The sequence below is a fragment of the Pseudomonas sp. 7-41 genome, from assembly GCF_021233075.1.
GTDB lineage: Bacteria > Pseudomonadota > Gammaproteobacteria > Pseudomonadales > Pseudomonadaceae > Aquipseudomonas > Aquipseudomonas veronii.
In genome coordinates, this window is sequence record NZ_CP089552.1 from 20,859 (window position 1) to 44,738 (window position 23,880).

The following is a 23,880-nucleotide window of genomic DNA, read 5'->3' on the forward strand; positions in this document are numbered from 1 at the left end:
AGCATCATCATGCAATCCACGTTTTTTTCCGTAATGGCTGCTGCACTGGCAGGCACTCAACACCGCGTCAATGTGGCAATCGAAACCGCCTCCGCTGAGGCGCTGAAAGTGATGATTACCGCTGACCTCGGCCCTACACCTGAGAAGGCCTCCGAGCACGAAGTGCAGCTTCGCGCCGCCATGTGTCGCCCACTGATCCTGGTAGGGAGTGCTGTTGAAATCGAGGAGGCGCTGATGAAGCGCCTGACACAGCACGTCCAGGCGCTGAATGAGGGGGTGAGCCTGCTGGATGAAATCCGCTCGATTGGCGCGACTGTGCAGGCGAAAGCCGCCACGCCAGCTACCGAGCAGCCTGCTGCGCCCGATGCCGATGCCGATGCCGAGGATGGCGACGCTGCGCAGGTAGGTGGCGGTTCGGGCGTGGACAGCGGCTCAGGCGAACCCAATCTGAACCTCGCGGCCTCTTTCTAGGAATTGCACTCATGGCACTCGTTGAAATCTCTCTTGCCCGCGTTTTTCGTTACGCCGGTCGTGACCTCCCCGACCCGCAGCCCGAAATGTCCGTGACTGACGTGCTGAAACACTATGCCCGTCAGTTCCCAAAGCTCAACGGAGCGAAAATTATCGACCCCATTGTGGAGAATGACAGCTATGTCTACGAGTTCCGAGACGGCGGATTCGGCGCAAAAGGTTGATCCGCTTGAAGTCCTGAAAGCGTGGGAGCGTGGCGAACTGGATCGCCACCTCCCGTCCGGTACCGAACCTGATTGTTTAGACCACCAGCAGAGACAAAGGCTATGGAAGTTGCTCTCCTCCCCCGCCAATCCCGGCACTATCGACTTCCAACTGCCGCGCTGACACCTCTTAGCTTGCCGAATGTCGGGTCTGTGATGCGTGAAGCACAGGCCCAACTGTTCAGCCGGGACTATGCAGGGGTGGTCGACCACCAAGCTCATAGCATGCTGTGCCGTGAGGCGCTGCAAGCTGGTCTGGTTGCCGATAGCGCCATCGAATGGCTTCGGCAGTACCCAAATAGCTACGGGCTGCATCGCCTTACGGGCGAGGTAGTACAGCGTCTTGGTGCGTCCTTTGCCATCAGCGATGAAGGCCTTTTTCCACAGCGCACCAGCCTGCTGAATAGGCTGAATACCCCATACGTCGATCCAGTTGAGACGGCATCCTATGCAATAGCCGCTGTAGAGGCTGGGCTGGTCGGACTTGATGCGCTCGCCCCCCACATCGAGGCAGGCCCTGATGGGGCAGGCCGGATAATGGCGGAGCTGGAGCGCTCGTTGATTGGCCGGGTCAAGCTGCCAAAATCCGTTGAGGACGCCTACTCCTTCGGAATCCAGGACGGTCATTTCATTCTGGAGTCGAGCTGCTTCGCTACCTTCACCATTCAAGCGCCAGCGAACTTGGAACTGCGGGTGCTTCTTTTCAAAACTCTCGACGCGATGACACGCCATCTGCTGCCGTTCCATACCCCAATGACCTTCCTCGGGCCGCACAGCTACCTGAATCACGGACTTTCGGAGGCTTACGAGGAGTTTGCACCGCGCTTGGCCACGTGCTCCAGAGAGGAACTTTGCGCCTTCCTGTTGGACGATTCGGTCGAGCATGAGGACTACATCGCTGAATATCTCTACTGCCACGGCCAAGACGAGGATTCTGTAAACAGCTTGCTTGACGCCATCTATGAGATGGATGAACTCAAACAGATAGCTGGAGCTACCCTTGGCCAGGGAGATCGGTGCGAAATCGAGGAGCTGTCCGATCAGGCGCGGCAAATCTGTGAGCGTGATGATGCACACGCTCCGTTGACTCAAGTGCTGGCGGAAGCCTTGCAGCACTGCCTGGAGCATGAGGCCAGCGGATCGCTCAAAGAGTTCAACCCCCATGATTTCCCAGGCACAGCCGGTGATGGGGTTTCTCTTTTCGAGAGCATTCTGGTTTGTCTGACTAGGGATTTTCCAAATCTAGAGCAGAGTAGCTATGACGGTTTTGACGGCATCGTCAGCGGCTCTGGCTTCCCAGCCATCGGGTTACCGCTGAGTTCTGATCGATTGCGAACCGTCACCCTGCCAGTTCTAGACATGCTATCGCTGACCCTAGGTCTGTTGCAGCGAATCGCCGACGCTTTAGAGGAATGCGGTAATGCTAAGTGAAAATGTTTCGAGCAAGGCCATGCTGATACACCACCACTGCCAGACAGGCGTGGTCACTGTCACCAGTCACAGCGTCATTGCGCTGGAAGATGGTAAGGCAGGCTTCACCCTGGGCGCTGGGAGGGCTTTCAGCCCCTACGATAAATCCGAATTGGCTGCTCTGCTGTTGAATGAGGATGCCGGAGCAGAATTTCTCCCCGAGAGCTATCTGTTCAGCTCACGCACCGTCTTGGCGTGGTACCGCCGCCCTGGTCTGCACGATATTCCAATCCTTGGCGAGCGCATACGCGCCCCCCTGCCGGGCTTGATCTTCATCGCTGCGGCCAACCAATCCTTCCGTTGCTTTGCGTTCAAGGGCAACCAGCGTCCGACCCCGGAGACAGAACTTTTCTACGCCCCGTTGGGGAACGTGTACCAGGGCGGAACTTTCTGCACTGGCAGCGGCAATGTTCCCCGCGATGTTCGACGAGAGAACATCCCGGCCTGGGAGAACTTCGTGCTGGAGAGCGAAAACACCCACAGCGGCACGGTTGAGCCGGTGGCGGGTTGCCGCTCGTTTGAGGCCTTGAAGGAGTTCTATCGAGCACTGAGCGAGAAAGGATCGAAGCGGTTCCCAGCCTCAAAACTGGTTTCAGCCGGGTCATACAGTGGCCCGCTAACGCTAGCGCAAGCTATCAAAGGAGGTGCGCGATGAGCGTTCATCCGATCACAGCTCACCAATCGCCGATCTACAAGACGCCAGCCTCGTGGGTTGAGCGCGCACCACGCATTGTGGTTATCGGGGCCGGTGGCAATGGCAGTGAGGTGGTTGATGCGCTGGCCAGTTTCCACCATGCGCTTCGCTCCCTCGGCCATCCAGAGGGGCTGGAGGTCACTGTCATTGACGATGCCATCGTGCGCGAGCCGAACCTTGTACGTCAGCGTTTCTGGCCGTGCGACTTGGGCCAATTCAAAGCAATCAGTTTGGTGAATCGTTACAATCTCATGCTGGGTACGTCCTGGGAGGCCCTGCCCTTCCGATTTCCAAGCCAAGAGACCATAGAGGCGATGCGCGCCGCCGACTTGATCATTTCCGCTGTTGACCTTTCTTCGGCCCGCCGCGCAATCGCCAGCAGCGCGCTGCTATCCCGACACTGCATGTGGCTTGACCTCGGCAACGAGGCCCGCCATGGACAGGTTGTGTTCGGCGCTGCGCATTCAAACAAGAGGGGCATCTACCCCAACGTGATGGACGCTTACCCTGAAATCGAAACGCTTGAAGATGACAACAAAAAATCCTGCTCAGTTGCGGAAGCCATTCGTTCGCAGGACTGCTTGGTCAACCGGGCAGTTACAACTGCCGGAATGAGCATTGTGTGGGAGTTGCTGCGCACGGGGGAAACCGATAAGCACTGGATCACCGTTGATCTGGCGTCAGGCTCTCAAAACACTTTTCCGTTCCCACCTGTTCCGCAATCCGCCTAACTCAACCGCTCCCGTCTTCGCATTGGTCCAGCCTCTGCTCCATCTGCGATATCAGGTCAGCGGCTTTAACTTCGAGGACTTTGGACAATCTCATAATCAAGGGAAGTGTGGGCAGACTCTCGCCCCGCTCGATTTTCCCCAGGTGCGAACGCTCAACCCCAGCCAGGAGAGCAAGTTTCTCCTGAGCCAGGCCCAATTTCAGGCGTTCTTCGCGCACGACATTGCCAAAAGCTCCTGCCACCTGAGGGTCAAAGCTTGATGTTCCTGCCGGTCGCCCGCGTGTTGGTGGTCGCTTCTCCATAGACAGAAGCGTTATCGGCAGGAACAATTAAAACCACGTTTAAGAATACCCTTTTCGCTCGTGACGCTACGCCCAGAGGGTCAGCGGAGCGGTTTTATATGCACACTCCCCCTGGTTAGGACTACCAAATATGACTCACATTGACCCCTCCGTACCCCAGCATTTGGCCGAGCTTTATCAGGAACTCAACGCATCGAGAGCTTCCTTACGGGCACTGATCGAGGCCGAGGGTTCAGGCATCCATCAGCGAACTTTGGATCAGCTTGACCGCATGATTGCAGAGATATTTTTTCCGCTGGAGTCCGTTGTTTACAGCGAAGAGGCTATTTGCTCCCCGGATAATGCTGAGGCTGTAACCCCGGCGGGGTATGCGTGGCAGGTAACCGGCCGCAATGGCGATGTGAGGACTCTCCGCTGTGCCGAAACGGGGCAGGAAATATCCATTTCAATTGAGCAAGCGATTACAGACTTCGCCTTGGTGCCCTATCAACTGCCGGAAGCCTATCTCTCTGACCTGGATCGCACTCCGTCGCAACTAGAGAAAAGGTATGCGCTCAGTGGAAACGACCATCCTTTCCTGACCAACTACCAGTGGCTTCAAGCAGTGCGAAGCAACCAGACACAGCTTGGATACTGGCAGTGGGTATTGGCAGAGCTGTCGACACTGCACCACAACTCCCGTCCCTGACGCTCTGCCCATGAATACCGCGTCGGCCTGTTCCCTTAGGCTTGGCGCAGGCTTTAAGGCTCCTCACGAGCTATCCTCTCGCCGCCACGCCTCTCCAAGCCGTGTGGGATAATGCGCCCATGAGTTGGGATACCTGCGTTGCGCGCTATCTTGGCCGAAAGCAAATTAATGGAGTGCGGAATATGTTAGGAGCTGCATTTATGGCCGATATTTACGGACTTTTTTATTGGCTGTTGCTACTGCTAGCCATCTTCGCAGCCCTCGCCTGGCTGTGGGTGTTCGTCGATCACCTGGACATCCGCAAAGGTTGGCAAGCTCTGGTGGTGTGCGCCATGACGATAGTTCTTGTGCGTGTCGTTGGGGCACAGGCCGACCACTATCGGGCGATTGCGACCGCTGCTGGTACCGGGCTACAGCCGGGCGATGGCCTGGGCATCTTCGCCATGTTCTTCATGGGGGTCGGGCTACTGGTGACCCCATTCGTGCTGCTTTTCTCAGGTAATGGCAGCAAGAAGGAAGGCAGTGGATAACCGAGTACGCCCCCTCGCATAAATCTCGATCTCTAACAGCTCGGCGGTAGATCCACCGAATAGCGCTAAAGGCGTCAATCATAATGCTCTACATCCTCCTATGCTCCGTTGTTCTGCTGATCGTGGTCATTGGTACCGTCGCTCGCGCTACGTTGGCCTTGGTTTCCCCCGGCCCTGGGCAGCGGCTACTTCAAATGGCTCTCGTGCTGGCTTCCTATGCTGTAGGCATGGCCTACTGCGCACCACTGCTTTACCTCTTCTTTGGCCCAGATGGCGCTCCGGGGAAAACTCTTGGCGTCGATACTGCGCGGCTAACCGTCTATCTGCTTTTGGCCGCCTCAGTGGCCCTACTCTTCTACATCCCCTCGCTGTGGAAAAGAGCGGCTAACTCCAAAGGCTTTTGGCCGATGGGCCAGCTGACACTTGTTGCTTTGGCATGCTTCGTAGGTAGCAAGTCCGCATATGACCACCTGACGTTCTTCAACACCGATCAGGCAGGATGGGCGGATATTGCGCTCATGAAGGAAATCGGAGAAATAACTGATATGCCTGGCTGCACCAGCCCGGTTGCCTTTGTCCGGTTCCAATCCACTGGCCCATTTGAATACCGCTGCCCTGGTTTGATCGTTTTCAACCGCCTTTCATCGCAGCCTTTCGGACCATGGCCACACAACGATAGCGGCTCAAGCCAGCAGCTCGCAGATGTCATCCTGAAAATCAAAAGCGAAGCGAAAGTGGCGGAAAACTTTGAAGACGAGTCCACCCCGCGATGAGTGCGAAAGTCCGCAAGTCAAAGCCAGCGCAGCCACCGGCTGAAGTGCCTATTGAGTGGCCGCGCGCCGACCCAGCCGAGTTGGCCAAGTTCGACCCGGCGTCGAAGGTCTGCCACATGAATTGCGGCCCTCACAAGAACGACCCGCGCAGCCGAGCCGAGCGGCTATTTCTGTGTGATGACTGCTAACCGGAGGAACCCGACTCATGATTGAGCAGACCGAAGCCCCGCCGTTGCTCGCCGCTTTCCGCGACGCGAGCTGGTGTTCGAACCCGGACACTCGCACGCCCAAGCGCGCCGCGTGCGGGCTGGTGGCGGTGATGTGCGATCCCGAGCCGGCCGAGGATGTGCCCGACTGGCAGCGCTGCAAGAGGCCCGGGTGTCGGAGTAAGTGGCCCGCGGTCGAGTAGGCACGCAGACTGCGCATAACATTTGTCAGTGGCTGGCTCCGGTGACATCGTGGTGCGCGGCAACCCGCCGAGCCGTGACCAGTCTGTTGCCGGCTCCGGCGACATCAAGTTCAAGAAGTAGGAATCCATCCATGGAAATGAAATTTCGCACCCAGTCCGATGCCATCGTCACTGCCGATCCTATGGCTGAGGGGCAGACACCCCTGGAGCTCGCAGATCCTGCTGCTGAGCGTGGCGTAGGCCAAGTTGAGTCCGCTTCCCTTCTGCGCAAACAGATCGAGCGCGTGATTCGTGAATACGGTGCAGATCCTGCGGAAGCCGCTCTGGCGGTCTGCGTCATCCTCGACGGGAACTTGGGCCTGGCTGAAGACGGCTGGTTTGACGATGACGAAACCGTGCTGAACGCGCTCATCGCTGGCAACCAGACTGACGACTGATTTGAAAAGCGGAGGCGAAAACATTGGCCTGGATCAAGACAAAAGACTTTATGCCCGCTCCAGGGGTGCCCGTCCAATGCAGACTCAGGCATTGCAGCAGTGGCAATATCCAGCAGCATCTTCTAGTCCACGTGGCAGAGGACGATTGTGCCTGGCGAACTGCCGGCGACCTTTGCGAAGTGAGCTATGACTGGGACGTAATCGAGTGGGAGTCAACCTAGCGCTACGTCTAGATAGAGCTATCCCATCCAGGAGAAGCGCGGCCGAGTGGTATCCGAACGCTCCCTGTCCCCTGTAGATGATTTCCTCCCAGCTTCCTGCTATCCCAAGGGGGAAACGTCCCCCTTGCCCTTCACTTGGGATTTCGCGTTGCCGCAGTAGCTTGAGACTGTAGGCACCAGGTAGGTGCTCAGAGGACAGCCAATGCACCCGTTAATCTCCCGCGCACACCAGTTTGACGACCAGGTAGTTATCCCGGCACTGGGTCAGCAGCTCACCCTGCTCGGGTTCGAGCCTGAGCCTACGGTACTGGCCGAGGGCACCTATTTCGATGCTCCGACAGTGGATCTGGACAGCTATGACCACGTTGTAGTCTGTGTGTCTGGCAAGGACAGCATCGCTTGCCTGCTGGCATTGATCGAGCAGGGTGTGGATCTGCGTCGCGTCGAACTCTGGCACCACCGCGTTGATGGCGCTGAGGGGAGCACACTCATGGACTGGACATTCAATGACAGTTTCATCGAGAAGTTCGCAGCAGCATTCAATTTGCCGCTCTATTTCTCTTGGTTGAAGGGTGGCATCGAGGGCGAAATGCTCAAGATGGACGCCTACTCCAAGCCTCACATGGTCGAAACTCCAGGCGGAATTATCTGCTTGGATCGTGATACCAGTCGGACATCACCAGCGACCCGTCGCCGGTTTCCTCAGCAAAGCGCCAGCCTGGCAACTCGCTGGTGTAGCTCGGCGGCCAAGATCGACGTAGGCCGCAGGGCCATCACTAATCAGGAGCGCTTTCTCGGGACCAAGACCTTGTTCGTCACTGGCGAGCGCCGTGCAGAGTCGAGTAACCGCAGCAAGTACAACCAGCTGGAACCTCACGCCGTCGACCGCCGCAAGGGTCGCCTCGGCCGGCACGTAGATGCTTGGCGGCCGGTGCTGCACTACAGCGAAGAACAGGTGTGGGAGCTGCTTGCTCGCCACCGCGTGGAGGCACCTGTCCCCTACCGTTTGGGGGCGTTTCAGCTGCATGACGTGCATTTACAACTCACCGAAGGTCTGGGCCACTATCCGCAAATACTTCCCTGAGCGGGTCACCCCGATAGCCGGTTACGAGGACGAGTTCGGCTGCACTATCAGCCGGCAGAAAATCAACGTGGTGGATCTGTCAGCCACGGCGGAAGCGTTTGATATTACCGATCTGGACGCACTTGCCCAGGCGCGCCAGCGCGAATACGTGCTGCCGATCTTCACGCCCGAGGGTAAAGCCTGGCAGTTGCCAGCTGGAGCATTCGTGACCGAAGGTTGCGGATCGGTTTAAAAGATTCCACCCTGGTTTCCCCTGGAACGATAGCTGTCCGCGTTCCTTGGGATTTCCGATGCCTGCCGTACCTTGAATCCATCAGCTCCAGTGAGGAGCTGGATTCAAGCACGGAGCTTGTCATGCAGTTGTTCGATGTCGATCTGTTCTCTTCAGCTGGCGTCCAGGAGATGCCTGCCAATGTTGTTCGCGGGCCTGAGAAGACCCTGGCCGAGAAGATTGCCGGGGCGGTCGACGCTGTGAAGCGCGTCGTGCGGGCCGGCAAGCAGCCTGTTGTGGCGTGGAGTGGCGGCAAAGACTCAAGCGTTACGCTGAACATCGCGTTCACTGCAATTCGCGAGCTGGCCACCGAAGGTTTCGCGGTGCCAACCTTGAACGTCATGCACTCCGACACCCGCATGGAAAACCCGGTGATCCACTGCTACAACCAGAGCCAGATGCAGCAAATGCAGGCCTATGCGAAGTTCGCCGGCATCGAGATGAAGGTGTGGGTAGCAAAGCCGGGCCTGAGCAATGACTACCTGGTGAGCTTGGTCGGCGGGCGCATTATCGCCAGCGTTGGCTCCAACGCCAAATGCCAGCAAATGACCAAAGCAGATCCCCTGAAACGAGTGAAGAAGGCAATTCTCCGGGATGTCGCGGCTCGCCTCGGCCGCAAGTGTACTGACGACGATCTCGTTTCGCTGATCGGTACCCGGTTCGATGAGTCGGTGCAGCGCGAGCGGAAAATGTCTGAGCGCGGCGAGAGCGCCTTTGAGGCGGTGAATCTCGCCGCCGACGCCGGCGCGCACGACTGGGTACTCAGCCCTATTGCTGAAATGACCACCATGGACGTGTTCAGCTACATCGGCCAGGTGATCGCCGGCCGGATTGAGTGCTACGACCGCTTCAACCAGCTAGTTGAGATCTACCGCGACATGAATGGCGGTGACTGCATGGTGAACGTCTACCTGGCCGGGAAACAATCCGAGCGCCCAGCGTGTGGCCATCGGACAGGCTGCTGGTCATGTACCCGCGTCTCTCGAGACTCGTCGGCCGAGAGCATGATTGCCAAGGAAGGCGGCGAGTACGACTGGCTCAAGCCCTTGAACGACTTGCGGAACTACATTAAGGCCCGCCACTTCGATCCGAGCGCTCGATGCTGGCTGGCGCGCACGATTGATAAGGAAACGGGGACGATAAAAATCGCTCCGAATTCCTACTCGCCGGCATTCACCAAAGAGCTGCTGGGAATCATGCTCACGATCCAGCTCGACGAGTTTGACGCTGCCCAGCAAGCCGGTATCAAGCCCCGCTTCACGCTTCTGGATATCCAGCAACTGCTGGCGGTCGAGGCGCTTTGGGGTCGGTATGGATACCAGAAACCGTTTACCGCAATGAGGGTGTTCCTGGAGGTCTACGAGCAAGGTGTTCGTTATGAGATCCCAGATATCGCGGCGCTGCCAAAGTACACCGAGGCAGACCTGCGCTACCCCGAGGTCGAGGTGCCGTTCTGTGATGATCAGTACCAGGGAATGTTCAACGGCCTGCGCAGTATTTCCCATGCTGCTGCTGATGCAGAGTTCCTGACCACAACACGCAGTGGGATGGTGGTCATGGATGTGGTGACCAGCAGCGGATTCGAGATCGATCGCGAAGGTGCAGAGCTGTTCGTGAACTTCGAGCTGGATAACGCCCTGTCCCGCGTGACCTTCGACCAGTCTCCGACTGCGGGGCTGCATTACCTGTTGGGGTTGGGAACCATAGCGATCTACAAGGGCGACCATGGCGACTGGGATCGGATGATGCGGATGTCCAACCAGATTTTCAGAAGCGATCTTCAGCCCATTCTGCATGACCGCGCTGCGCTGATAGCCCATCTTGGTGGTAACTCACTGGGTCAGATCGATCTGTTCTGATGAGAGCCGTGTAAGCAACAACCATAATCCTGTGCGACTATACTGTTTTTACATACAGTGAGGCGTGCTATGCCCTCTTCGGAACTGCCGCCATTCGAGCCCGTGACGCTCGACGAGTTGCGTCGCATTTGGTCGGCGCATGAAGATCCCGATATTCGCCGCCTGGCTCTCGAAGTAGTTCGATATCGGCGTGTGCTGGCAGAGGTCGACAAGCTCTATAAGGGGCGAATAGAGAAAACGGAAAAAATCGTACTACAAGGGCTTCCCCATTGAGCGCAAGCGCAATAGCGATTGTGTTCTGTATTGCTGCACTGCTGCGCGTGCCGGATCGACGTAAGAAGGTGAAGGACTGCGGTACTACAAACGGTCATATTGAGCTGATGGCTCGGACCCTGATGAAAGACGCACGTGAGGACCTCGTTCGCTAACCGGGACTGAATTCCCCATACGATTTTCAGGTATACCCCACGTAGGTCCAACCCGCTTCACATCAACGACGGCAGTGCACATTGATCCTCTTTTTATCTGCTCATGGTTCTACCCTGACACCTTAAAAGTTGAGCAATAGAAAGCCAGGGCCTACGCACCAGTTGGTTCTACCTGCTCAAGCTTGAACGTGTCGCCGTAATGCAGGACGGCCCAGGCCATCCTTGCATTCTTGGCGGCAATCGCGACGGCCGCACGCCAGTAACCGCGACGTTCAATCAGATTGCGGATCCAGCGACTGAATGTATCTTGTTTATCGCCCAGGTTGGCCATTACAGATCGAGCCCCGAGCACCAGTAGACTCCGTAAATAGGCATCCCCGGCTTTGGTGATACTCCCCAAACGCTGCTTTCCACCGCTACTGTACTGACCTGGCGTCAGTCCGAGCCATGCAGCCACTTGGCGACCATTTCTGAAGTCGTGCCCATCCCCAATACTGGCAACCAAGGCACTCGCCGTGGTCGAGCCAACCCCGCGCAATTGCAGCAACCTACGGCTACGATCATCTTCACGAGCAATCTGGCTGATTGCTCGATCAAGCTCTACCAAGCGGTCCTCGATATGGTTGGTGTGCTCTAACAGTTCACTCATGCACCGTTTTGCCCAGCCAGGCAAGCTGTCCAGATAAGGGCCAATCTCTCTTCTCAATCGCTCTGGGCTTTGCGGCAGGACCACCCCAAATTCAGAAAGTAATCCCCGCAGTCGGTTGTAAGTAGCTGTGCGCTCTTCGATAAATCCCTGCCGAGTGCGATGAAGGCAAAGAGTCGCCTGTTGATGCTCGTCCTTGACGGGTACGAACCGCATGCTGGGTCGGGTCACTGCCTCACAGATTGCAGCAGCATCTGCTGCATCATTCTTACCGCGCTTACCTGACATCCGATAAGGAGCAACGAGTTTAGGAGCCATCAACCTGACAGTATGTCCGTGCTGAACAAACACCCTCGCCCAGTGGTGCGCCCCTGAGCAAGCCTCCATACCAATCAAACACGGCGGTAACTGCGCGATCAATGGCACCAACTGATCACGCGCAACCTTCGGTTTCACCAATATGGCTTTGCCAGCCTCATTGACGCCGTGAACGGCGAACACCGTCTTGGCTAAATCGATTCCCACCGTGATAACTGACATTGGCTTCCCCTCCAGTAATTGATGCAGTTATGAAACTTCATCATGGCACCTTGATGCCGCCTCGCGACTTTCGCCGCGGACTTGGACGGGGAAGTCCCTTTCATTCGCTAAGGTTTTCCGGGCAGCCTTAGCGGCCGAAACTTCCCGTCCTCCAGCCTGCGGCTCTGCCGCCAGACATAATCGCCGGTCAGGTTGATGTGCTCCCATCCCAGCGGCGACAGGTACTGCAGCAGCTCGCCATCCACCGACTTCCCCGCTTCGCCCATCGCCTGGGTGGCGCGTTCCAAGTACACCGTGTTCCACAGCACGATGGCGGCCGTCACCAGGTTGAGACCGCTGGCCCGGTAGCGCTGCTGCTCGAAGCTCCGATCCCTGATTTCGCCGAGGCGGTTGAAGAACACCGCCCTGGTCAGGGAGTTGCGCGCCTCGCCCTTGTTCAGTCCGGCATGCACGCGGCGACGTAGCTCTACGCTTTGCAGCCAGTCGAGGATGAACAGTGTGCGCTCAATCCGGCCCAGTTCGCGCAAGGCCACGGCCAGACCGTTCTGGCGCGGGTAGCTGCCGAGCTTGCGCAGCATCAGCGAGGCAGTGACGGTGCCCTGCTTGATCGAGCTGGCCAGGCGCAGGATGTCGTCCCAGTGGGCGCGGACATGCTTGATGTTCAGGGTGCCGCCAACCATTGGGCGCAATGTTGGGTAGTCCTGGACGCTATTCGGAACATACAGATTGGTTTCGCCGAGGTCGCGGATGCGCGGTGCGAAGCGGAAGCCCAGCAGGTGCATCAGGGCGAAGACGTGATCGGTGAAGCCAGCCGTGTCGGTGTAGTGCTCCTCAATCCGTAGATCGGACTCGTGGTACAGCAAGCCGTCGAGCACATAGGTGGAATCGCGCACGCCGACATTCACCACGCGGGTGCTGAACGGTGCGTACTGGTCGGAGATAGCCTGGATATCGCAGCAGGCTGAGCTGCACCGCGAAGCCCAGGCGGTTGGCGTCGCCGCGCCGCTGGCGGATCAGCGACAGGTCGGAGTCGTTGAAGGTATAGTAGCGGATCAGGTCATCCTGGCTTTCCGGCAACGCGAGCAGGGTATCCCGCTCCGTAGCCGAGAGGATCAAGCGACGCGGCATGTATCAATCGTCCGTGCGTAGGTACTGGTAGAGAGTTTCCCGGCTGATGTTGAACTCGCGGGCAAGCTGCGCTTTGGGCTCGCCGGCCGACGCCCGCTGTCGCAGGGTAGCAGCCTGCTCGTCGGACAGGGCCTCTTGCGGCCCCGGTACGCGCCGCGCTGCTTGGCCAGGGCGATGCCCTCCCGTTGCCGCTCACGGATCAGGGCGCGCTCGAACTCGGCGAAGGCCTCCATCACCGACAGCATCAGGTTGGCCATCGGCGAGTCATCGCCGGTGAACACCAGGCCCTCTTTCAGGAACTCGATACGCACGCCGCGCTGGGTCAGCTTCTGCACCAGGCGTCGCAAGTCATCGAGGTTACGGGCCAGGCGATCCATGCTGTGCACCACAACGGTGTCGCCCTCGCGGACGAAGCCGAGCATGGCCTCCAGCTGGGGACGCTGGGTGTCCTTGCCCGAGGCTTTGTCGGTGAACAGCTTGCCGACCTCGACTTGCTCAAGTTGCCGTTCCGGATTCTGATCGTAACTGCTGACCCGGACATAACCGATGCGTTGTCCCTGCAAGATGCCTCCATGGGATGTAGGGCTTACGTTGGTTTTTGGTTCCATTGCGCCCGAAGCCTTGAATTTGTCAGGCTGAAATCTATGACCTTGGCAAGCATGTGTCAAAGAATGTGAATGCAGACTCTATTCTGACGGCGCGGAGCGGCCTTGCCTGACATCCAGTTAGGGTATAGCCCAACCTGACGGCGTTTGACGACGCATAACTAATCACTATGATTAACTTTGAATCAATACACAATTAGGAGTATCTCATCATGGCAACTACCGCAAAAACCCGATTTGTCACGGCTCACGTCCTTGTGCAACTTGCCGAAAAGGTCGATTTGATGGCAGAGCGTCTGGAACGCTCCAAAAAACTGGATCGTCAAACAGGCTCTGTCCGCTTGGATCGACCAGGAAGTGGAACGTAGTCGCCTGACCCGCGAAGCCTTAGCTGATGTTGATGCTGTCTGAGTAATTGACCACCACGCCGTGCAGGCCTGGGCTGATAGCCTTAGCACCGACACACCGTTGCCGGTACCGCGCTGATGGAATTGAAGTGGACAAGAAGCAAGGCGCTGTCCGACATTGCACGGCTGTACGAGTTTCTGGCAGCGGTGAATCAACCTGCCGCTGCACGAGCCCTACAGCAACTCACAGCAGCGCCGAATACGCTGTTGGCCAGCCCGGGCATCGGCGAGCGCCTGGAAGGATTTGATCGTGTCCCAGGAAGTGGTGTAACTGAACCAGCCGAAGGCGCCCTGCGGGCGAAAGAGGATGGCCATCGTGGTTCTTGGCGAAGACCTAACACTCACCAAGGAAACCACGATGACCAAGCCCACTATCGCAATGACCGAGTTGGTTGAGAAAGGGGCAGACGCCGATCTGCTCAAGCAATGATCCAGTTCGTTGCCCAGTGCATGATGGAGTTCGATGTCGAAGGCATGTGCGGCGCCGGTTTCGATGTCAAAAGCCCAGACCGGACGAATAGCCGCAACGGCTACCGTGATCGCCTCTGGCAAACCCGCGCCGGTGACGTTGACCTGAAGATCCCGAAATTACGGCAAGGCAGCTACTTTCCTGGCTTTCTTGAACCTCGACGTACCGCCGAGAAGGCGATGGCAGCGGTGATCCAGGAAGCCTACATTCAAGGTGTTTCAACGCGCTCAATGGACGAGCTGGTCAAAGCCATGGGCATGACGGGCATCTCCAAGAGCCAGGTGTCACGGCTGGCTGGCGAGATCGATGAACGTGTCCACGCCTTCCTTGACCGCCCACTGGAAGGCGATTGGCCTTACCTTTGGATCGACGCCACTTACGTCAAGGTGCGGGAGGCCAGGCGTATCGTGTCGGTCGCCGTCATAATCGCCGTGGCGGTAAATACTGATGGTGGTCGGGAAGTCTTGGGCATGCGCGTTGGCCCTTCAGAAGCAGAGCCGTTCAGGACGGATTTCCTGCGAAGCCTGATGCGGCGCGGACTGCGTGGCGTGAAGCTGATCATCACCGACGCCCACGAAGGGCTCAAGGCAGCAGTTTCCAAGGTCTTCAACGCGACCTGGCAGCGCTACCGCGTGCATTTCATGCGCAACGCCATGGCCCATGTCGGCAAGGGCCAGCGCACCATGGTGGCGGCGCTTCTGCGCACGGTCTTCGCCCAAGACAGCCGCGCTGAATGCCACCAGCAGTGGCGCCTGGTTGCTCACCAACTGCGCTAAAAGTACCCGAAAATCGCGACGCTCATGGACGGCTGCGAGGATGAAGTCCTGGCGCACATGGAGTTTCCCAAAGCGCATCGACAGCAATTGCACAGCACGAACCCGCTGGAGCGGCTCAATGCTGAGATCAAACGTCGCACCGATGTCGTGGGCATCTTTCCCAACGACCCTACAATCACGCGGCTGGTAGGGGCGATGCTGCTGGAGAAGAACGACGAGTGCTGCCTGCAACGGCGCTATATGCAGTTGGAGGCATTTGAATCCGTCAGCGATAATCCACAGGCCAAACTGTCGGCCGTGATCAACGAAGCGGCGAATTCAATGGCCAGAGCCATGATGAGTTACACCACTTCCTGGGACCCGATCAAGAATTTGAGCCGAGGGATGTGAGTCGAAATCAGATCGGCCAGTACGAGATGCGTTACGAGATAGTGAATTCCACCATCTATCTGCTGTGCCTGTGGCACTCCCGCGAGGATCGATAGAATTGTGAAAGCAGCGCAACTGACGTTTGCGCTTGGCTAAGACCGATCTAAAAACCTTAGGGAAGGCCTGAAGTATCCACCGATTTTTGATACCTTCTGCTGCCTGACTAAGTCGCTCGAAAAGAGACCTTTCCTATCTTAATTCATGCTGTTTTTCTCTCATCGCTGTACTTCAGGGCGATCAGCCCGCATTACAGGTGCACTTCCCCACGCAATCAACAAGCGTTTTCGCACCATCCACAGGTTCGACAAAGCAAATAAAGTCGTACGCTGTGCGATGTTTTTTCGACAAACCACAAAAGTGTACTTTTGTGTAGCCAAACTGGCTCTTGACTACGGGGAAGGGATGTTAAACCGCGAGTTTCCTTAGTTACTCTCCGTATCAAAGGCGCACGCGAGTGCATTCTCGAGCATAAATAAGCGGTCATTCCCCCACCACATTTCGTCGCCAAAAAAAATCGTAGGTACACCGAAAACTTTACGCTCGATGGCTGCCTCCGTTTGCTCGTCGTATCTACCTACTGCAATGTGGCTGGTGAGAAATTTCTCGAATGCGATGCGATCCCAGGCTAACTTCCCGGATACTAGGGTAACCAGGCTTTCCGAATCTGGAGCCATGCCTTCCCCCCAAACCGCATTGAACACTATATTCACGTAGGCGGCAGTCTCCCCCAGGTCACTTGGGTAATACACTCCAACATTCATCTTTCGACTGTTATAGTTAGCTGGAAACACAAGTGGTATTCCATAAAGCTCGGCCCACCGTTGCAAATCAACCGTCAAATAGTCCAATTTGACTTTAAGGTCGCGATTAGAGGGTCCAACATTGCCAATGGCTATTTTGGCCCGCGCCAAATCAATCGAATGATATCGAATGGAAAAGCTATATTCTTGCGCTAGCTTTGCCAACCGATGGTTAGCTAAGTACGAGAAAGGGCTCAAAAAATCGAAATAGAAATCAATAATCACAATTAAAAACTCCAAATACAATAAAAACCCTGCAATAATAGGGTATTCTCATCACGGGGGGCATCCCCGTTTTCCCGCATCCAATGCTCATAAAGATCAGCACTCGCCTATACTTTGGTTACTGCCAGATCAACTAACCTGTTGATCTGGCGATTCCTATAGCAAGAAATTCTCTATATCTCGCTTATTTCCTGAGAAGGTGAGCTATTTCAACTCCTTACTATATTTAGTGTGCAGCGCAGCCCAAGCCTTGCCTGACTTTTGTGCGCCAGTGATGTAGTCTTCTGGAACAAGGTTGTAGGGTGGACGGCAGGGCCCCGCCGTGAGCCAGCCAGCGGCATCCATGCGTGCTTTTTCAAGTCCGATATTGTATTTCGAGAACTCCGAAAAGTCGCCACGCGGAAACAATGTCGAATCGGCTGCCCGCATATCATCGGAGATGTCTTTGGCTTTGACCCAGTCACCGGTGTTCTTGGCCTGCTCCACTACGTCACGCAACCTGATGGCGGTGGCGGGGCCGCACATAGAGCCGCTTGACCAAAACGCGGTCACCCGCTCGGGATTGATGCGTGCGGCCGCGTAATAGTCGTCTTCGTGTGGAAGGAAACGTATGTTGGGAGCAAGTGTTAGGTCCAAGTCAAGCATTCCGATACCTAGATACTTGGCAGTTACTACCTGCGGAATTTTTGACATTTCCGCCCAGAACGCGCGAGGAAAGTCGAACTTGAAGGCCTCTGGGTTGGCGTAAATCGCAATGGCAGCGTCTGGAACCGCCTCTGCAACGTCACGATAGAATTGGACCGCTGTAGGTAGATCCATTTTCACCCACATAGGAACACCGAGCATGGTGCCGCTTGCCCCAATATCCATAAGCTCACGAGTCTGGCGGATAACTTCACGGGTATTCAATGCCGTGGTTCCACAAAAATAAGGCACGCGACCACGAACGGTTTCGACAATGGTCGAAACATAATTACATTTCTCCTCCCAAGTTAATGTTGCACACTCCCCGAAAGTGCCCATACTCAAAATTCCGTTGACGCCTGCGGCAATCAACTCTTCAACTATGCGGGCAGTCTCCTTTACATCAACTGTATTAGCACTACGCCAGTTCGAAGCATCGGGAGTGGCCGGCGTTGGCATAATAGCCCAGACACCGTGTATCTCATCAGCAGTAATACGCGCTGGCTTAATAGTTTTATTCGACATAGAAATATACTCCTCAATTAGGTGAAAAATCTAGAGTTAACCTATTCAGAATCTGTATCCGATAGCGAGCGACGTCAGCAATGGATCTAGAGTTACCTTAGCTTTTGCCTCTTGGGGCCCCAAGTACCCAGAAGCGTCGGTTTTTAGGAACAATTTTCGGATATCGATGCTAACGAACCAGTTATTAGTTACGTCAATATCAGCACCAACTTGCAGCGCGGGGGGCCATGCGTGGTCTGCATCGAACGATTTGAGATTAGTATCCTCACTCGCCACAATTCGCGTATAATTTACTCCTGCGCCGATGTGAGGGCGAATTGGACCTAAAGAAGGTAGATTAAAGTTCAAAGTCAATACAGCTGGTGCATATTTAATCTTTCCCAACTGCATGCCTGGAAGAGAGCCTGCGCCTGTAACTTTGGTTGTGGGCGGAACACCAAAAATAAAACGTACATTCCACAGGTCGGTGATGTCGTATCCGATGTCAAAGGTGAGCGCGTTGTTATCGCTTGCATCAGCACTTCCTCCTGGCACCCTGTGCCCATCCAAGTAAACTTTGGCGCTTGCATCGAAGGCGACATTAGTCACTCCTACACGGTATGTCCAAGGCGACTCATCGGCCCATGCTGTGCTGAGCGAAGACACTGCTAAACAAGCGAGGAAAAACCTTTTTGTTAACATCGACTTCTTCCATATTATTTATTATTTTTATTTAATAAAGAAACGCAAGGTGTATACCTATTATTCAATATCTCAACTAAGCTTCACATCCAACCCATATCCAGCTGCCTCGACCCCATGTCCGAATATGTCCCCAACGTGATACTCAGATTGGTCGATGGACGTAGCGCCGCGCCAGCCGGGCTCAATAAGCCAGCCGGAAGGTGTTGCACCATAGAACGTCAACGCTTTGTCGTTGGCATGAATGCCAAGTTGCAACGCGATGTCAATCTCGTTTTTCACAAACTGCTGGTGGGTATATCCCAAGTCTTCCATGTGGGTGTACTCGATCATCAAGTGATTGAGTCGCTTAGTAGAGGGCATGGCACCAAATGCAATGGAGTGATCACGTGCGTTACAGTGCATGAACGAAAGCTCCGCAGTCATACCATTGGGCAGTGGAAGACGATATTCGACGTCCCCACGGAAGCCCAGTAGACTATAGAACTTATGTGCCGCTGCAACATCTGTTTGGCGAACAATGCAATGACCCAAGCCTTGTTCACCAGTCAGAAACTTGCCGTGCAGAGGGCGACCGGGATGAAACGGATTGCTCATGTCGATTCGCGGCCCCCAGAATATTTCGGTTGGATTCCCGCCTGGATCTTCTGTTTTCATTAGACCCAGCACCATACGCTCCTGAGCCTCGGCTTTGTCGCAGACGCGGACATTGTAACCGGCATCAATAAGCTTTTGACCCAGAGCTTCAAACTCCGGCTTACCGGAAACACGCCAACCTAGGTACTCCAAGTCGTCCTGTCCATTATTATGGACTATGATGCGATGATGCCAGTAATCCATCCTCAGATAAAAGCGGTCCTTTTCACCTTCATCTAGTACTTGCAGGCCCAACATATTAGTAGCGAATGATTTCCACGCATCAGGGTCTTTGACCGAGATACCCATGTATCCGAGCTCAATAACGCCAGCTTTCTCACTCATAGTTTGAGTCCTTGAAGTTAGTACTGATTAAAAGGGATACTGCTGCTTGATAGGCTCGATAGTTAGCCACTTGAGTTCTGTGAACTCGTCGAGCACCGCACGGCCGTCAAATCGACCGTAGCCGGTATTCTTGGTGCCCCCATAAGGAGCCTGTGCTTCACTCTGGACTGTCGATCCGTTAATGTGGACACAGCCATATTCTATGGACATGCCCACGCGCAATGCGCGGTTAATGTCGTGGCCAAATACGCCTGACGACAGACCATAGGCGCTGTCGTTGGCAATGCGAATAGCTTCTGCTTCGCCTTTGCAACGGATCACCACAGTGATGGGGCCGAAAGTCTCCTCATCGTAGATCCTCATGTCAGAATTGACGTGATCAAGTATCGTGGCTGGCATAACCGCACCTTTGGCCACACCTCCGCAGACAATTTTGGCGCCTTTGTCAATCGCGTCTTTGAGTAAACCATTGATCCGCTCGCCTGAGTTTGACGAGACCATCGGGCCTATAATGCAGTCGCCAGTCACGCATGGGTCGCCCGCGCTCAAATGCTTGGTCTTTTCGGCGAATTTTGCGACAAATTCATCGGCGATCTTTTCATCAACCACTAAACGCTCAGTGGACATACATATCTGACCTTGGAACAGAAAGCTACCGAACACCGCGGCGTTGACTGCGGCTCCAATGTCCGCGTCATCCAGAATAATAAGCGGGGACTTACCGCCTAGCTCTAGCAGACAGCGCTTGAGATGTTGTGCGGCTTTCTGCGCGATAATGCTACCGACGCGGGTGGAGCCAGTGAAGTTGATGCGTCGGATCTCCTTGGCGGCGATTAATGCGTCGGCGATCTCCGGCGAGCGATCAGGCGAAGAGTTGATGTAGTTGAGAGCTCCTGCAGGCAGCCCAGCTTCCTGCACGCACTGAGTAATCAGGGCATGCGTTGCGGGACTAAACTCAGAACCTTTGAGCACCACAGTGTTGCCGCAGACCAGCGGATAAGCTATAGCTCGTGCCGCCAACACGGCCGTGCCGTTCCATGGCACGATGCTCAGGATCGGTCCAACCGGTTGACGTAAAGTCATAGAAAGCGTGTCGGGTTTGTCCGTCGGGATAGTTTCTCCCTGTATTTGTGTAGCTAGCGATGCCGCTTCGCGGAACACATTGGCTGACATCTGGACATTGAAGCCAGCCCAAAGAGCGGAGGCTCCAACCTCCCTGGCCATCACTTCGACAAACTCAGGTGTTTTACTTTCCATAACCTCAGCGACTCTAAGCAGAACACGGCGTCGCTCCGAAGGTCCGACATTCTTCCATGTCTGGAACGCCTCTTGGGCAGCTTGGGCGGCTTTTAACGCATCCGTCACCGTGGCGTTTGCACACTCCGTCATCACCTCACCACTGACTGGGTGCTTTCGATCGAAGGTCTGTTGGTCACTGGAATTGATCCAGACGTTGTTGATAAACAATTTTGTATTCATTCGGTTTGACCAGAAATGTAGTTATAATTTTAAGGTACGCACAAACCTACTTGCGACCGAGCGCCATCCCACCATCAATGCTAATTACTGTACCTGTAATGAATTTTCCGTGATCTCGCGATGCCAACAACAAATAGGGTGCCACTACGTCTTCGGCCTTGGCTGCAAATCCCAGGGGTGTTAGGCCCTTGATCATGTCTTCGATACCGGGCATGTTGTTCATGTGTGTTTTTTCGAAGCCGGCGCTCGCAGGACCGCTTAGAGATGTTACGGTGCCGCCTGGTGCAACGGCGTTGACCCGAATATGAGGGGCTAATTCGTAAGCCAAAGCCTTCATCATTCCCAGGACCGCATGCTTGCTGGCGATGTAGCAAGAACCACCACCACCGACCGCATGGGAAGACACAGAGGCGGTCATCACCACTGATCCGTTAGTTTTTTTTAGTTCTAGCAGGGCCGCTCTTATACCGCTGAAATAGCTCTTGACATTGATGTCGAATACCTCGTCAAAACTGCTCGATATTTTCTCCCAAGGTTCTTCGATGCTGAGCATGTAATCCCAAATACCTGCATTTGCAATGAAGCAGTCGAGATGGCCAAACCTATCGATTGTTTGCTTTATCAGCTTTTCATTTGTTGCGTGGTCCCGTACATCACCCACGACAATCTCGAGTGTGTCCTTGAACTCGTTGAAAAGGCTTGCCTTTTGCTCTTCGTTTCGCACTAGGGCGGATACATAATAACCGGCCGATTTAAAGGATCGAACCAGTTCGAGACCAATTCCTGAGCCAGCACCGGTTATCGAAACGACTTGTTGATTGCTCATACACACAAATGTCCTTTTGAGAATGGTGGGCGCTTGTGGTGTCCACCATTTTTAGAAACGATCATTGGGTCACAGAAAGACCATTAGATTGTGCGTTTGAAGAATGCGCTCAGGATAATCCACCCATCGCCGGACCAGTTTGCGCACGCCATCTTCGCCGCGCTTCCATTTGTCTTCCCGTGTGGCGTAGAAGACATCGACTTGATTGCCGCGTCGTGCTCGTTGAAGAATCAGATTGGAGCGGATGTGAAGTACATCTTCATCCTCATCCATTGCGGCCTGGAGATTGGTGATAAACCGAGTAAAGCGTAACTTTGGGCTGTTTCCCCAGTTTTGCGGATCTAGTTGATGCTCGACTCGAACCATCAGTTGTTGATAGTTCTCATTGAAAATGTTCATGGTGTCATTGAGCCGATAACGGCGTTCGGAAGCTGCGCGCAGTTCGCGTGAGACAACCTGATATTGCACCTCTGAGTCCACACAGTGTTTGAGCCAGGCCCGGTAAGCCTGAATGTCCAACAGATGCGCTTCCCGGGTCAGCACCATGGCGGCTTCTTGTTGCAAAGCAATATCGCGGGAATTGAAGAAACGAAGAAACTCTTCAGCGTCATGGGCGGAGACAAGCTTGTCTTCTTGGATATTGATCATCATAATCCCTCTCGGCTGTTAGCGATCATTAGTCTTTGTCAGCTCGGTATGCCAATTACTAGAAGCATCCTCGAATTCAGCCCAGCTGGAGCTACTGATATGTGCGCCGTAAGCCCGATAGAATCCACGATAACTGGTCTCGCCAATAGCAGATTTTCCTACGACGCCAGGATAGGCCGTGTCACCATATACGTCCCCGCCGAAACCCAAGTTAGAAATAAGATCGCTATCTCGGGATTGATATTTTTTGGCGTTTTGCGATTCCGTTTCCATATTGTCATTGTCATCGCTTTCCCAGAAACCCGCAGGCCCGAACGTTCTCTGAACCGCGTCGGCCAAGCGTCGCTTGAGATCTTCAGGCATGTCTTTTTCGACCATGGCGTAGGTCCATACTTCAGTAGTATTCGCGTCGATGGGGTTCCATACCTTGAAGACACCCGAGCATGTCAGAAAGCTATTGTTCGGGAAAACAGTGCCGTTGAGGTGGCTGCGATAAATCCGCGCGCGAACGTCGCCAATTTCTTTGTTCAACCTTTCCTGTTTAGCACCGCCGAATGCCATTAAGTCCGGGACCAAGTCTGAGCTATGCACACCTGAATATCCGTCCCATAACACACCCATGCCACTGCCATATTTAGAGGTCATTTGCAGGCCTGCGCCTTCAGGGGGCAGCACTGCGTTGCCTGCTAACGAAGAGAAGATTGACTGACCCGAGCGAAGCGAAGACGCATGAGTCCAACCCACGTGGTATGCATCCCCCACAAAGTTTTCTGCGGGTGCTTTCCAGTTGGCCTTGATGATTACCTTTCCTGGGGGACCGATCAGTTCTAAACCACCAGAATGCTTGAAAATGGGCTCTAGGTACCAGGCTGCATCACCTAGGTAGTCCATAAGCGGTGGTGCCTCCTGATCGAAGCAACCATAAATGAAGCCATGGAAGCTCTCTACACGAGCGACTTCTTTCAATCCCATACATTTTTTGTTGAGCGACTCGCCATACAGTTCTTTTTCAAACGGGACGCTCTGTAGCTCACCGTTGGATCCGAAGCCCCAGCCGTGATAGCTGCAAACGAAACCTTTGGCATTACCGGCTTCAGCGTTCACTAGCGTTTTACCACGGTGACGACAAACATTAAGAAATGCACGGATCGAACCGTCGTTCTGCCGGGAGACTATGACTTCATCAATTCCCATTTTTGCGGTTACATAGTCGCCAGGGGAAGGAATCAGACTGTCATGGGTGAGGAAAAGCCAGTTACGCGCAAAAATGGTTTTCAGCTCGTGTTGGAAAAGCTCTTCGTCGCCATGAATCAAGTGTTTTTGAGTCAGCGCAGATTCACTTACCAAGTTTTTATTTTTGTAATTCATGCTTTCACCTAAAAGATGGAATGGGGGTACGCT

General features: G+C 55.0%; 23 protein-coding genes and 9 pseudogenes. 18 read left to right on the top strand and 14 right to left on the bottom strand.

The genetic code is table 11. From position 1 onward, the window contains the following. Nucleotides 1-9 precede the first annotated feature (9 nt). From LQ249_RS30465 to LQ249_RS30485, 5 genes are all read left to right on the top strand, one after another. On the top strand, nucleotides 10-471 hold the full coding sequence (locus LQ249_RS30465) for a hypothetical protein (RefSeq protein WP_232566684.1): 462 nt from the start codon (nucleotides 10-12) through the stop codon (nucleotides 469-471). Nucleotides 472-482: 11 nt separating this feature from the next. Next, nucleotides 483-695 (top strand): PRTRC system protein C, encoded by a 213-nt coding sequence (locus tag LQ249_RS30470; protein ID WP_011600742.1) that lies wholly within the window; start codon nucleotides 483-485, stop codon nucleotides 693-695. A 195-nt stretch (nucleotides 696-890) separates the two neighbouring features. Then, entirely contained in the window at nucleotides 891-2,165 is a 1,275-nt protein-coding gene (locus tag LQ249_RS30475; RefSeq protein WP_232566685.1) for a hypothetical protein, read from the top strand. Beyond that, nucleotides 2,155-2,859, top strand: a complete 705-nt coding sequence (locus tag LQ249_RS30480) for a hypothetical protein (protein ID WP_047882946.1) — start codon at nucleotides 2,155-2,157, stop codon at nucleotides 2,857-2,859. Before LQ249_RS30475 ends, LQ249_RS30480 begins: the two co-directional genes overlap by 11 nt. Beyond that, a complete protein-coding gene (locus LQ249_RS30485) occupies nucleotides 2,856-3,629 on the top strand; it encodes a PRTRC system ThiF family protein (RefSeq protein ID WP_047882945.1) in 774 nt (257 codons plus the stop codon). Before LQ249_RS30480 ends, LQ249_RS30485 begins: the two co-directional genes overlap by 4 nt. Nucleotide 3,630: 1 nt before the next feature. Here the strand turns inward: LQ249_RS30485 and LQ249_RS30490 are convergent, their stop codons facing one another. Further along, entirely contained in the window at nucleotides 3,631-3,930 is a 300-nt protein-coding gene (locus tag LQ249_RS30490; RefSeq protein WP_232566708.1) for a helix-turn-helix domain-containing protein, read from the bottom strand. 130 nt (nucleotides 3,931-4,060) lie between these two features. Here LQ249_RS30490 and LQ249_RS30495 point away from each other — a divergent pair, with 130 nt between their 5' ends. The 9 genes and pseudogenes from LQ249_RS30495 to LQ249_RS30535 all read left to right on the top strand — a co-directional run bounded on the left by LQ249_RS30495 (nucleotide 4,061) and on the right by LQ249_RS30535 (nucleotide 10,475). Next, nucleotides 4,061-4,618, top strand: a complete 558-nt coding sequence (locus LQ249_RS30495) for a hypothetical protein (RefSeq protein ID WP_232566686.1) — start codon at nucleotides 4,061-4,063, stop codon at nucleotides 4,616-4,618. 200 nt (nucleotides 4,619-4,818) lie between these two features. Continuing rightward, entirely contained in the window at nucleotides 4,819-5,148 is a 330-nt protein-coding gene (locus LQ249_RS30500) for a hypothetical protein (protein WP_232566687.1), read from the top strand. A gap of 83 nt (nucleotides 5,149-5,231) precedes the next feature. Next, nucleotides 5,232-5,921, top strand: coding sequence for a hypothetical protein (locus LQ249_RS30505; protein ID WP_232566688.1), 690 nt, complete (start codon nucleotides 5,232-5,234; stop codon nucleotides 5,919-5,921). A gap of 205 nt (nucleotides 5,922-6,126) precedes the next feature. Further along, nucleotides 6,127-6,330, top strand: coding sequence for a hypothetical protein (locus LQ249_RS30510; RefSeq protein WP_232566689.1), 204 nt, complete (start codon nucleotides 6,127-6,129; stop codon nucleotides 6,328-6,330). A gap of 28 nt (nucleotides 6,331-6,358) precedes the next feature. Then, nucleotides 6,359-6,451, top strand: a pseudogene (locus tag LQ249_RS30515) (DUF2807 domain-containing protein); the annotation flags it as partial. A gap of 10 nt (nucleotides 6,452-6,461) precedes the next feature. Continuing rightward, a complete protein-coding gene (locus LQ249_RS30520; RefSeq protein WP_232566690.1) occupies nucleotides 6,462-6,767 on the top strand; it encodes a hypothetical protein in 306 nt (101 codons plus the stop codon). A gap of 423 nt (nucleotides 6,768-7,190) precedes the next feature. Continuing rightward, a pseudogene (locus tag LQ249_RS30525) lies at nucleotides 7,191-8,304 on the top strand (phosphohydrolase). A gap of 122 nt (nucleotides 8,305-8,426) precedes the next feature. Then, nucleotides 8,427-10,202 carry a phosphoadenosine phosphosulfate reductase domain-containing protein gene (locus tag LQ249_RS30530; protein WP_232566691.1) on the top strand — a complete coding sequence of 592 codons (1,776 nt, stop codon included), beginning with the start codon at nucleotides 8,427-8,429 and terminating at the stop codon, nucleotides 10,200-10,202. A gap of 69 nt (nucleotides 10,203-10,271) precedes the next feature. Further along, nucleotides 10,272-10,475: a hypothetical protein gene (locus tag LQ249_RS30535; RefSeq protein ID WP_232566692.1), complete on the top strand. Its 204-nt coding sequence runs from the start codon at nucleotides 10,272-10,274 to the stop codon at nucleotides 10,473-10,475. Between the two features lie 306 nt (nucleotides 10,476-10,781). On the opposite strand, the gene LQ249_RS30540 is transcribed toward LQ249_RS30535, so the two are convergent. The 4 genes and pseudogenes from LQ249_RS30540 to LQ249_RS30550 form a co-directional block, all read right to left on the bottom strand. Beyond that, nucleotides 10,782-11,816 (bottom strand): IS110-like element IS1492 family transposase, encoded by a 1,035-nt coding sequence (locus tag LQ249_RS30540; protein ID WP_232566693.1) that lies wholly within the window; start codon nucleotides 11,814-11,816, stop codon nucleotides 10,782-10,784. A gap of 107 nt (nucleotides 11,817-11,923) precedes the next feature. Next, nucleotides 11,924-12,757 (bottom strand): annotated as a pseudogene (locus LQ249_RS30545) (Tn3 family transposase); the annotation flags it as partial. Further along, nucleotides 12,648-12,944 carry a DUF4158 domain-containing protein gene (locus LQ249_RS31885; RefSeq protein WP_442962256.1) on the bottom strand — a complete coding sequence of 99 codons (297 nt, stop codon included), beginning with the start codon at nucleotides 12,942-12,944 and terminating at the stop codon, nucleotides 12,648-12,650. The gene LQ249_RS31885 and the pseudogene LQ249_RS30545, both read right to left, overlap by 110 nt. Before the next feature lie 3 nt (nucleotides 12,945-12,947). After that, nucleotides 12,948-13,507, bottom strand: a pseudogene (locus tag LQ249_RS30550) (recombinase family protein). A 254-nt stretch (nucleotides 13,508-13,761) separates the two neighbouring features. On the opposite strand from LQ249_RS30550, the pseudogene LQ249_RS30555 reads away from it, so the two are divergent. The 4 pseudogenes from LQ249_RS30555 to LQ249_RS30570 form a co-directional block, all read left to right on the top strand. Next, a pseudogene (locus LQ249_RS30555) lies at nucleotides 13,762-14,035 on the top strand (CopG family ribbon-helix-helix protein). Further along, a pseudogene (locus LQ249_RS31890) lies at nucleotides 14,035-14,205 on the top strand (type II toxin-antitoxin system RelE/ParE family toxin); the annotation flags it as partial. The pseudogenes LQ249_RS30555 and LQ249_RS31890, both read left to right, overlap by 1 nt. Nucleotides 14,206-14,314: 109 nt before the next feature. After that, nucleotides 14,315-15,501, top strand: a pseudogene (locus LQ249_RS30565) (IS256 family transposase); the annotation flags it as partial. Between the two features lie 65 nt (nucleotides 15,502-15,566). Continuing rightward, nucleotides 15,567-15,686 (top strand): annotated as a pseudogene (locus tag LQ249_RS30570) (type II toxin-antitoxin system RelE/ParE family toxin); the annotation flags it as partial. Nucleotides 15,687-15,845: 159 nt separating this feature from the next. On the opposite strand, the pseudogene LQ249_RS30575 reads toward LQ249_RS30570, so the two are convergent. The 9 genes and pseudogenes from LQ249_RS30575 to ndoB all read right to left on the bottom strand — a co-directional run. Continuing rightward, a pseudogene (locus LQ249_RS30575) lies at nucleotides 15,846-16,035 on the bottom strand (hypothetical protein); the annotation flags it as partial. A gap of 17 nt (nucleotides 16,036-16,052) precedes the next feature. Continuing rightward, a complete protein-coding gene (locus LQ249_RS30580; RefSeq protein WP_134939508.1) occupies nucleotides 16,053-16,655 on the bottom strand; it encodes a 2-hydroxychromene-2-carboxylate isomerase in 603 nt (200 codons plus the stop codon). A gap of 204 nt (nucleotides 16,656-16,859) precedes the next feature. Continuing rightward, nucleotides 16,860-17,864, bottom strand: coding sequence for a dihydrodipicolinate synthase family protein (locus tag LQ249_RS30585; protein ID WP_134939507.1), 1,005 nt, complete (start codon nucleotides 17,862-17,864; stop codon nucleotides 16,860-16,862). 45 nt (nucleotides 17,865-17,909) lie between these two features. Then, the gene (locus LQ249_RS30590; RefSeq protein WP_232566694.1) at nucleotides 17,910-18,545 is read right to left on the bottom strand and encodes an OmpW/AlkL family protein; all 636 of its coding nucleotides are present in this window, start codon (nucleotides 18,543-18,545) and stop codon (nucleotides 17,910-17,912) included. Nucleotides 18,546-18,617: 72 nt separating this feature from the next. Then, a complete protein-coding gene (gene nahC, locus LQ249_RS30595) occupies nucleotides 18,618-19,526 on the bottom strand; it encodes a 1,2-dihydroxynaphthalene dioxygenase (RefSeq protein WP_134939505.1) in 909 nt (302 codons plus the stop codon). Between the two features lie 27 nt (nucleotides 19,527-19,553). Continuing rightward, nucleotides 19,554-21,005 (bottom strand): aldehyde dehydrogenase, encoded by a 1,452-nt coding sequence (locus LQ249_RS30600; protein WP_134939504.1) that lies wholly within the window; start codon nucleotides 21,003-21,005, stop codon nucleotides 19,554-19,556. 46 nt (nucleotides 21,006-21,051) lie between these two features. Continuing rightward, nucleotides 21,052-21,831 (bottom strand): 3-(cis-5,6-dihydroxycyclohexa-1,3-dien-1-yl)propanoate dehydrogenase, encoded by a 780-nt coding sequence (gene hcaB / locus LQ249_RS30605; RefSeq protein ID WP_134939503.1) that lies wholly within the window; start codon nucleotides 21,829-21,831, stop codon nucleotides 21,052-21,054. A 69-nt stretch (nucleotides 21,832-21,900) separates the two neighbouring features. After that, nucleotides 21,901-22,482, bottom strand: a complete 582-nt coding sequence (locus LQ249_RS30610) for an aromatic-ring-hydroxylating dioxygenase subunit beta (protein WP_134939502.1) — start codon at nucleotides 22,480-22,482, stop codon at nucleotides 21,901-21,903. Between the two features lie 15 nt (nucleotides 22,483-22,497). Next, nucleotides 22,498-23,847: a naphthalene 1,2-dioxygenase system large oxygenase NdoB gene (gene ndoB, locus LQ249_RS30615; RefSeq protein WP_134939501.1), complete on the bottom strand. Its 1,350-nt coding sequence runs from the start codon at nucleotides 23,845-23,847 to the stop codon at nucleotides 22,498-22,500. Between the last annotated feature and the right edge of the window lie 33 nt (nucleotides 23,848-23,880).

Coding starts and splice junctions, on each gene's coding strand:
- LQ249_RS30465 (WP_232566684.1), top strand. CDS start 10: ATGCAATCCACGTTTTTTTCCGTAATGGCTGCTGCACTGGCAGGCACT.
- LQ249_RS30470 (WP_011600742.1), top strand. CDS start 483: ATGGCACTCGTTGAAATCTCTCTTGCCCGCGTTTTTCGTTACGCCGGT.
- LQ249_RS30475 (WP_232566685.1), top strand. CDS start 891: ATGCGTGAAGCACAGGCCCAACTGTTCAGCCGGGACTATGCAGGGGTG.
- LQ249_RS30480 (WP_047882946.1), top strand. CDS start 2,155: ATGCTAAGTGAAAATGTTTCGAGCAAGGCCATGCTGATACACCACCAC.
- LQ249_RS30485 (WP_047882945.1), top strand. CDS start 2,856: ATGAGCGTTCATCCGATCACAGCTCACCAATCGCCGATCTACAAGACG.
- LQ249_RS30490 (WP_232566708.1), bottom strand. CDS start 3,930: ATGGAGAAGCGACCACCAACACGCGGGCGACCGGCAGGAACATCAAGC.
- LQ249_RS30495 (WP_232566686.1), top strand. CDS start 4,061: ATGACTCACATTGACCCCTCCGTACCCCAGCATTTGGCCGAGCTTTAT.
- LQ249_RS30500 (WP_232566687.1), top strand. CDS start 4,819: ATGGCCGATATTTACGGACTTTTTTATTGGCTGTTGCTACTGCTAGCC.
- LQ249_RS30505 (WP_232566688.1), top strand. CDS start 5,232: ATGCTCTACATCCTCCTATGCTCCGTTGTTCTGCTGATCGTGGTCATT.
- LQ249_RS30510 (WP_232566689.1), top strand. CDS start 6,127: ATGATTGAGCAGACCGAAGCCCCGCCGTTGCTCGCCGCTTTCCGCGAC.
- LQ249_RS30520 (WP_232566690.1), top strand. CDS start 6,462: ATGGAAATGAAATTTCGCACCCAGTCCGATGCCATCGTCACTGCCGAT.
- LQ249_RS30530 (WP_232566691.1), top strand. CDS start 8,427: ATGCAGTTGTTCGATGTCGATCTGTTCTCTTCAGCTGGCGTCCAGGAG.
- LQ249_RS30535 (WP_232566692.1), top strand. CDS start 10,272: ATGCCCTCTTCGGAACTGCCGCCATTCGAGCCCGTGACGCTCGACGAG.
- LQ249_RS30540 (WP_232566693.1), bottom strand. CDS start 11,816: ATGTCAGTTATCACGGTGGGAATCGATTTAGCCAAGACGGTGTTCGCC.
- LQ249_RS31885 (WP_442962256.1), bottom strand. CDS start 12,944: ATGCCGCGTCGCTTGATCCTCTCGGCTACGGAGCGGGATACCCTGCTC.
- LQ249_RS30585 (WP_134939507.1), bottom strand. CDS start 17,864: ATGTCGAATAAAACTATTAAGCCAGCGCGTATTACTGCTGATGAGATA.
- LQ249_RS30590 (WP_232566694.1), bottom strand. CDS start 18,545: ATGTTAACAAAAAGGTTTTTCCTCGCTTGTTTAGCAGTGTCTTCGCTC.
- nahC (WP_134939505.1), bottom strand. CDS start 19,526: ATGAGTGAGAAAGCTGGCGTTATTGAGCTCGGATACATGGGTATCTCG.
- LQ249_RS30600 (WP_134939504.1), bottom strand. CDS start 21,005: ATGAATACAAAATTGTTTATCAACAACGTCTGGATCAATTCCAGTGAC.
- hcaB (WP_134939503.1), bottom strand. CDS start 21,831: ATGAGCAATCAACAAGTCGTTTCGATAACCGGTGCTGGCTCAGGAATT.
- LQ249_RS30610 (WP_134939502.1), bottom strand. CDS start 22,482: ATGATGATCAATATCCAAGAAGACAAGCTTGTCTCCGCCCATGACGCT.
- ndoB (WP_134939501.1), bottom strand. CDS start 23,847: ATGAATTACAAAAATAAAAACTTGGTAAGTGAATCTGCGCTGACTCAA.